This window comes from Nocardia sp. NPDC003726, from assembly GCF_053586955.1.
In genome coordinates this window covers 195,321-202,281 of the sequence record NZ_JBSFNF010000013.1, presented here as the reverse complement: position 1 = coordinate 202,281, position 6,961 = coordinate 195,321, and the positions used below count along the sequence as shown (strand labels likewise).

Below are 6,961 nucleotides of genomic sequence, written 5' to 3'. Positions count from 1 at the left end.
TTCGCGGCCCGGCTCGCGTGTGCGCGGCCGCCGCGTAGGCGACGAAGGAGCAAGCGGCGGTCGCGCACACGCGAGCCATCAGAGGGCCGCGAACACGCCGCGACGCAGTCGCGGCAAATCGAACACGGAGAAGAAATGATCTTGGTAACCGGCGCCACCGGCAACGTCGGCGCGGAACTGGTACGGACCCTCAGCGAATCGGGCGAGCAGGTGCGGGCGCTGGTGCGCGATCCGGCCAAGGCGGTGCTCCCACCCGGCGCCGAGCCCGTCACCGGTGATCTGAACCGCCCGGAGACGCTGGCCGACGCGCTCGACGGCGTGGACGGCATGTTCCTGCTCCCCGGCTACAACGACTTGCCGGGGCTGCTGAACCTCGCGAACAAGGCTGGGGTCCGCCGGGTCGCGCTGCTCTCCGGCGGCTCCGCCGCGCTGCGCGACATGGACAACGCCGTCTCGCGCTACATGACGCTGTCCGAGGACGCAGTGCGCGCATCCGAGCTGAGCTGGACTTTCCTGCGGCCGCGGTCGTTCATGTCGAACGCGCTGCGCTGGTTGCCGCAGCTCGCCGCGGGCGACGTCGTCCGTGTGCAATTCCCCGGTGTCCGGGTCGGCGCGATCGACCCCGCCGACATCGCGGCGGTCGCGGCCGCCGCGCTCACCCGGGACGGGCTGGAAGGGCGAGTGCTCGAACTCACCGGCCCGCAGGCACTGCGACCGGCGGAGCAGGTCGCGGTACTCGCCGCGGTGCTGAACCGGCCGCTGGTGGCGCATGAGCTCGACGACCAGGAGACCGAGGCCGAGTTGGCGGCCACCATGCCGCGGGAGTACGTGGACGCGTTTCTCAGCTTTTTCGTCGAGGGCACGTTGGACGAGGCGACGCTCTATCCGACCGTCGAGCAGGTGACCGGCCGACCTCCGCGGACTTTCGAGCAGTGGGCGACGGCTCACGCCGACGCGTTCGCGCCGCGGCCGAGCTGAGCGACATCCGGCCATCCGAGTTCGGATCAGTCGGTCGCCGCCTACTCGGCCGTGCCCGGCGCGGTCGTTCCGCCCTTTCCGCGGTCTGCGCGGGAACGCCGGGCGTCAGCGAGCTCGGCGGGCTTCACCGCAGCGGGCTCCCGCTGCGGTGGCCGGCCCTCGGATAGGACTCAGGGCAGCTCGAACGGCAGCGACACTCCCGCGTGGACTCGGCACCGGTCGCAGGTGTCGGTGCCGTCCACCGCGGCCACCGCGCGGCGGATGAGCTCTTTGAAGGGCGTCAAGTTGCGTTTGAACTCGGCGAAGACGTCGACGGCTCGCACTCCATCGCCCTCCTCCAGACCGGCGTCCAGATCCGTGACGAGCGCGACGGCGGCGTAGCACATCTCGAGTTCGCGAGCGAGCACCGCCTCCGGGTGACCGGTCATGTTCACCAGCTCCCAGCCTTGCGCGGCGAACCACCGGCTCTCGGCGCGGGTGGAAAAGCGCGGGCCCTCGACGACGACCATCGTGCCTGCGTGCATCATGTGCAGTTCGTCGGACTGGGCCTTGATGGCGGCGGCGCGCAGTTCCTCGCAATACGGGTCGGCGAAGGACACGTGGATGCCGCCGCCGTCGAAGTAGGTTTGCGGACGGCCGGAGGTCCGGTCGACCAGCTGATCCGGCACCGCGACCGTGCCGGGCCCCCAGTCCGCGCGCAGGCTGCCGACGGCGCAGGGCGCGAAGATCCGGCGCACGCCCAGCGAGCGCAGCGCCCAGAGGTTGGCCCGGTAGGGCAAGGTATGCGGCGCGAATTCGTGGTTCTTGCCGTGGCGAGGCAGGAACGCCACCGGCCGCCCTTCCACCTCTCCGACGGCGATGCCCGCGCTCGGTGCGCCATAGGGGGTCTCGACCTCGACGATGGTCGCCTCGTTGTCGAAGAAATCGTAGAAGCCGCTGCCGCCGATGACGGCGAGCGCGGGCCGGGGGTGCGAACTCATACCCCAATTGTCTCGTCCCGCGATGGCCGTCGCGCGCCGGGATCCGCGTTACCCTGCTTTCCGGCGACGCATGGCCGACTACGGACCGTCGCGGCGGATCGCCCACGATCTGACAAGACACCGCGCGAGATGTACCCTAGGGGGGTATTGAACCGGTTCCGGCGACCGGCAGGCAGCGAGGAGACATCGGTGGCAGCTTCCCCCCACGACAACACGGCGGCCGACCACGCCGGGCACGGCTACATCACCGCCAAGGACGACTACCTCAAGCGGCTGCGGCGCATCGAGGGCCAGGCGCGCGGTCTGCAGCGGATGGTCGAGGAGGAGAAGTACTGCATCGACATCCTCACCCAGGTCTCCGCCATGACCAAAGCGTTGCAAGCGGTGGCGATGGGCCTGCTCGAGGACCACATCAGCCACTGCGTGGTGGACGCGGCGGTCGCGGGCGGCCCCGAAGCCGAGGCCAAGATCAAGGAAGCCACCGACGCCATCGCCCGCTTGGTCCGTTCCTGACCACCTATCCGTGCCAGCGGCGATAGACCGCGGCCGCGCCGGGATGCAGCGGAATCGGGCCGGTGCTGATCAGCGAACGGCCGTCGAGGAACTGGGTGCCCGCCGCCTCGGTGGGCACCAGCGCGTCGGCATGCCACACGAGTAGTTCCACGATGGCGGCGGCCACCTCCTCGGACATGCTGCCCGCGGCGAGCAGCAGGTTCGCCACCCCGATGGTGTGCACCGAGACCCCGCCCGGATAGGCGTCGGCGGGTATCGCGACCCGGTCGTACACCGGCCCGAAGCGCTCCCGCATCGGCGCGGCCAGTTCACCCATGTCCACCAGGCGCATCCGGCTCGGAATCGCGAGCCGCGCCGTCGGCACGCCGCCCGCCCACAACAGCGCATCCGCCTCGCCCGCGGTCAGGGCGGCCACCGCCTGCGCCAAGGGACGATGGGTGATCGTGACGTCGGCGCTCGGGTCGAGCCCCGCGACGCGCAGTATGCGCTCGCCGGTCAACGCCGCGCCCGATCCCTGCGCGCCCAGGCTCACCCGCGTTCCGCGCAGATCCGCGACCGAACCGATCGGACTGTCCGCGCGCACGACCAACTGCAGGTAGTTCTCGTACACCCGGCCCAGCGCGAACACCTCGCCCGCGCTGTCGCGCACCGAATCCGCGAGTGCCAGCGCGGCATCGACCGCGCCGCGCGCCAGCAACGCCAGGTTGTCCTGGGAACCCGAGGTGGTCACCCGCTCGATCCGCACGTCCGCGGTATCGGCGGCGGCCAGGCCGAGCAGTCCCGCGAAGGCGTGATAGAAGCCGCCGACCTCGCCGGACGCCAGTCGCACGGTGGCGCCCCCGCCGCCCGGCCCACAACCCGCGATACCCGCCGCCACGGCCAAGGCTAGGAAACCGCGCCGGCCCATGCCGCGCCCGACGATCGGCTGCCTGCCCATCAGAGTGCCTCCGCCGCTGGCAGGCGCACCGAGACCGCCAGACCGTGCGGACGCACCGCCGCCACGGTGAGCGCGCCGCCGCGTGCCTGAGCCAACGCCGCGGCGATCGGCAAACCGAGCCCGGAGCCACCGGCCCGCGCAGCCGAACCCCGGAAGAAGCGGGTGGTCAGCTTGTCGAGTTCGGCGGTGGGAACACCGCTGCCGTCATCGCGGACGGCCACGGTGACCCAGCCCGGCTCGGTCGCGACGACCAGATCGACGTGCGCGCCCGCGCCCGCGTAGCGCGTCGCGTTGCTCAGCGGCACGTCGAGAATCTGCGCGAGCACCTCCGCCGGGACCGCGACCTCGGCGTGCCCGGCCACGGGCGCCGTCCGCAATTGCTGTCCGGCCGCCTCGAACGCCGAGTACCAGGCGTCGAAACGGTCGGCGACCACCTGCGCGGCGTCGCACTGGTTGTCGTCCTCGGCGGTGCGGGCGACGTCGAAGGCCGCGGGCGTCTCGGCGACAGCCAGGCTGAGCAGTCCGTCGAGCAGCGCGGTGAGCCGCTCGACCTCGGCGCCCGCGCTGCGGAAGGTATCCGCCGCGCCGGCCGGGATCGCGGATTCCAGGGAATCGAGGCGGATGGTCAGAGCGGCCAGCGGATTGCGCATCGCGTGCGCGGTGTCGGCGACCAGCTGACGTTGCGCGTCCGCCGAATCGGCCACGGCCAGCGCCATGGCGTCGAAGGACTCCGCCAGCGCCCGCATCTCCGGCGGTCCGCCGTAGCGGCCCGCGATCGACACCGGCGCGACGGTGTCGGCGCGCGGCTTGGGCAACGTCGCGGTCAACTCGGCCACACCGTGCGACAGCGCCGCGAGCGGCCGCAGCACCCAGCGGCCGATCGTCACGGCGAGCAGCACGAACACTGCCATCGCGACCGCGCCGCCGAGCACGATCACCAGCCAGGCCCGCCCGATGTCAGCGCGGGCGCGGGCCGTCGACGCCTCGATCACCACGGCTCCGTTCACCTGAACTCCGGTGCCGACCGGCCGCGCCACCAGCATGGTCGGCGCGCCCCACGGCGTCAGCTTGTCCACCGCGTGCGGACGCTGGTTGCGGCGCGCGGCCGCCACCGCCGCCTCGATGGCGGGATGATCGACGTCCGCGCCCGCGTTCACCGCCGTCGCGCCCTTGGCGTCGACCACGAGCACGTTCTCCCCGTACAGCTCGTGATAGCGCTGCACCTCGTCGGCCAGCGCGCGGTAGTCCCCCGCGGTGACCGCGTCGTCGGCGAGGGTGGCGAAACGATCGGCGTCCCCGGAGCGCGCGAGCACCAACTGCTGGGTGCGGCTGGTGGCGACGGTCAGCGACAGCGGCACCGCGAACCCCAGCACCGCGATGGCCGCGAACAGCGTCAGCGCGACCAGCAAGCGACGCCGCACGACGCACCTCCGGCCCGCCGGGCCGCGCTCATTGCCCCCACCGGTACCCGTACCCGCGGATGGTGGTGATCAGGCCGGGCCTGCCGAGCTTCGCCCGCAAGCCGGTCATGTGCACGTCCAGCGAACGCGAGACCGCGACGAAGGCGTCACCCCAGATGCGATCCATCAACTGCTGACGGCTCACCGCGGCCCCCGGCCGTTCCACCAGCGCCTCGACCAGTTCGAATTCCTTCTGCGTCAGCGACACCGGCTCGCCTGCCACCTCCACCACGCGCGCGCCGAGATCGACCCGCACGTCACCGGTGACGACCACCGATCGCTCCGGCCGCGCCGCCGCGGCCGCGCGCCTGGTGACCGTCTCCAACCGCGCGACGAGTTCCGCGATGCGCGGTGGCTTCACCAGATAGTCGTCGGCGCCGCCGCGCAGACCGCGCACGATCGAGCGTTCGTCGCTGCGCGCGGTCAGGATCAGCACCGGAACCGAACTCACCTCGCGCAGCCTGCGCAGCACCTGCAGACCGTCGCCGTCGGGCAGTCCGAGGTCGAGGATCACCGCGTCGTAGTCGCGATGCGCGATCAGCAGATCCGCGCCGCGGCGCTTGCGTTCGGCGCGGTAACCGCGGGCGTTGAGCGCCTCGACCAGCGCGTCTCCCACGCCGTCGTCGTCCTCGACCACCGCAAGCCGCACGCGCCGATCCTCCCACAGTGGGCGGACCGGCGCGTGTGCCGGTCGGTCAGTCACGCACGGTGACCATCGGCCGTCCCGGCTCGGCCGCGGCGCCGGGCCCGGTGTCGGCGCTCGCGGTGGGCTCGGCCGCGTCGATCGCCGACGAGGCCGAGGTCTCCCGCATGAAGTAGTAGGTGATCAGCGAGACCGCGATGCAGCCCGCGACGTACCAGAAGTACAGCGACTCGTGGCCGCCCTTCTTCAGCGCCAGCGCGATCGTCTCGGCGGTGCCGCCGAAGATGGCGACGGTCAGCGCATAGGGCAGCCCCACGCCGAGCGCGCGGATTCGCGTCGGGAACAGCTCTGCCTTCACGATCGCGTTGATCGAGGTGTATCCGGTGATGATCACCAGCGCCGCCATCATCAGGCCCCACGCGGCGACCGGATCGGTGGTGTGCGCGAGCACCGTCATGATCGGCACGGTCAGCAAGGTGCCTGCCACGCCGAAGAAGATCAGCAGCTTGCGCCGGCCCACCCGGTCCGACAGCGCGCCCGCCAGCGGTTGCAGCACCACGAAGACCAGCAGCGCGATGAAGTTGATCCACGCCACGGTCGACTTGGAGATGCCGGAGGTGTTGATCATGAACTTCTGCATGTAGGTCGTGTAGGTGTAGAACGCGACCGTTCCGCCCAGCGTCAAGCCGACGACCAGCAGGCATTCGCGCGGGTACTGCAACAGGATGCGCAACGAGCCACGCGATCGGGCCGCGGCGGTGGGCGCGCCCTTCGCCGCTTGCTGCTCGGATTCGGCGCGGAACTGCTCGGACTCGTCCATGCCGCGCCGCAACCACATCACGATCAGGGCGCCCGCCGCGCCGATCACGAACGGAATCCGCCAGCCCCAGGCGTTCATCTGGTCGGCGTCGAGGAACTGTTGCAGCACGATCTGCACCCCGAGCGCGACGAGCTGGCCGGCCACCAGCGTCACGTATTGGAAGCTCGAGTAGAACCCGCGCCTGCCCGCCGAGGCCACCTCGGACAGATACGTCGCACTGGTGGCGTACTCACCGCCCACCGACAGACCTTGCAGCAGCCGGGCCACCAGCAACAGGGCCGGGGCGGCCAGACCGATGGTCTGATAGCCCGGCGTCGCCGCGATCATCAGCGAACCGGCCGCCATCACCGTCACCGACAAGGTCAGCGCCGAGCGCCTGCCGAACCGGTCGGCGTAGCGGCCCAGCGCCCAGCCGCCGATCGGGCGCATCAGGAAGCCGACCGCGAACACTGCGGCGGTGGACAAAAGCTGCGCGGTGGGATCGTCCTTGGGGAAGAACGTCTTGGCGAAGTACACGCTGAACGCGGCGTAGACGTACCAGTCGTACCACTCGACGAGGTTGCCGATGGATCCGCGCAGCACGTTCGCGACCACCCGGCGCTCGCCGACGGGCTGTGTCGTAGTCACAAC

Annotated in this window: 7 protein-coding genes; 2 read left to right on the top strand and 5 right to left on the bottom strand. The window is 71.2% G+C overall.

The genetic code is table 11. From position 1 onward, the window contains the following. Positions 1 to 135 precede the first annotated feature (135 nt). Positions 136 to 978 carry an NAD(P)H-binding protein gene (locus tag ACWDMM_RS19375; protein WP_449938704.1) on the top strand — a complete coding sequence of 281 codons (843 nt, stop codon included), beginning with the start codon at positions 136 to 138 and terminating at the stop codon, positions 976 to 978. A gap of 170 nt (positions 979 to 1,148) precedes the next feature. Here the strand turns inward: ACWDMM_RS19375 and ACWDMM_RS19370 are convergent, their stop codons facing one another. After that, positions 1,149 to 1,958 carry an S-methyl-5'-thioadenosine phosphorylase gene (locus ACWDMM_RS19370; protein ID WP_195080420.1) on the bottom strand — a complete coding sequence of 270 codons (810 nt, stop codon included), beginning with the start codon at positions 1,956 to 1,958 and terminating at the stop codon, positions 1,149 to 1,151. Positions 1,959 to 2,147: 189 nt separating this feature from the next. On the opposite strand from ACWDMM_RS19370, the gene ACWDMM_RS19365 reads away from it, so the two are divergent. Beyond that, positions 2,148 to 2,471, top strand: coding sequence for a metal-sensitive transcriptional regulator (locus ACWDMM_RS19365; RefSeq protein ID WP_195080419.1), 324 nt, complete (start codon positions 2,148 to 2,150; stop codon positions 2,469 to 2,471). 4 nt (positions 2,472 to 2,475) lie between these two features. Here the strand turns inward: ACWDMM_RS19365 and ACWDMM_RS19360 are convergent, their stop codons facing one another. From ACWDMM_RS19360 to ACWDMM_RS19345, 4 genes are read right to left on the bottom strand one after another with little or no spacing between them, the layout of a single operon-like run. Further along, positions 2,476 to 3,408 carry a TAXI family TRAP transporter solute-binding subunit gene (locus tag ACWDMM_RS19360; RefSeq protein WP_449938700.1) on the bottom strand — a complete coding sequence of 311 codons (933 nt, stop codon included), beginning with the start codon at positions 3,406 to 3,408 and terminating at the stop codon, positions 2,476 to 2,478. Beyond that, positions 3,408 to 4,829 (bottom strand): sensor histidine kinase, encoded by a 1,422-nt coding sequence (locus ACWDMM_RS19355; RefSeq protein ID WP_449938697.1) that lies wholly within the window; start codon positions 4,827 to 4,829, stop codon positions 3,408 to 3,410. Before ACWDMM_RS19355 ends, ACWDMM_RS19360 begins: the two co-directional genes overlap by 1 nt. A 28-nt stretch (positions 4,830 to 4,857) precedes the next feature. Next, on the bottom strand, positions 4,858 to 5,517 hold the full coding sequence (locus ACWDMM_RS19350) for a response regulator transcription factor (protein ID WP_195080416.1): 660 nt from the start codon (positions 5,515 to 5,517) through the stop codon (positions 4,858 to 4,860). A 46-nt stretch (positions 5,518 to 5,563) separates the two neighbouring features. After that, positions 5,564 to 6,958, bottom strand: a complete 1,395-nt coding sequence (locus ACWDMM_RS19345) for an MFS transporter (protein ID WP_449938694.1) — start codon at positions 6,956 to 6,958, stop codon at positions 5,564 to 5,566. Between the last annotated feature and the right edge of the window lie 3 nt (positions 6,959 to 6,961).

Coding starts and splice junctions, on each gene's coding strand:
- ACWDMM_RS19375 (WP_449938704.1), top strand. CDS start 136: ATGATCTTGGTAACCGGCGCCACCGGCAACGTCGGCGCGGAACTGGTA.
- ACWDMM_RS19370 (WP_195080420.1), bottom strand. CDS start 1,958: ATGAGTTCGCACCCCCGGCCCGCGCTCGCCGTCATCGGCGGCAGCGGC.
- ACWDMM_RS19360 (WP_449938700.1), bottom strand. CDS start 3,408: ATGGGCAGGCAGCCGATCGTCGGGCGCGGCATGGGCCGGCGCGGTTTC.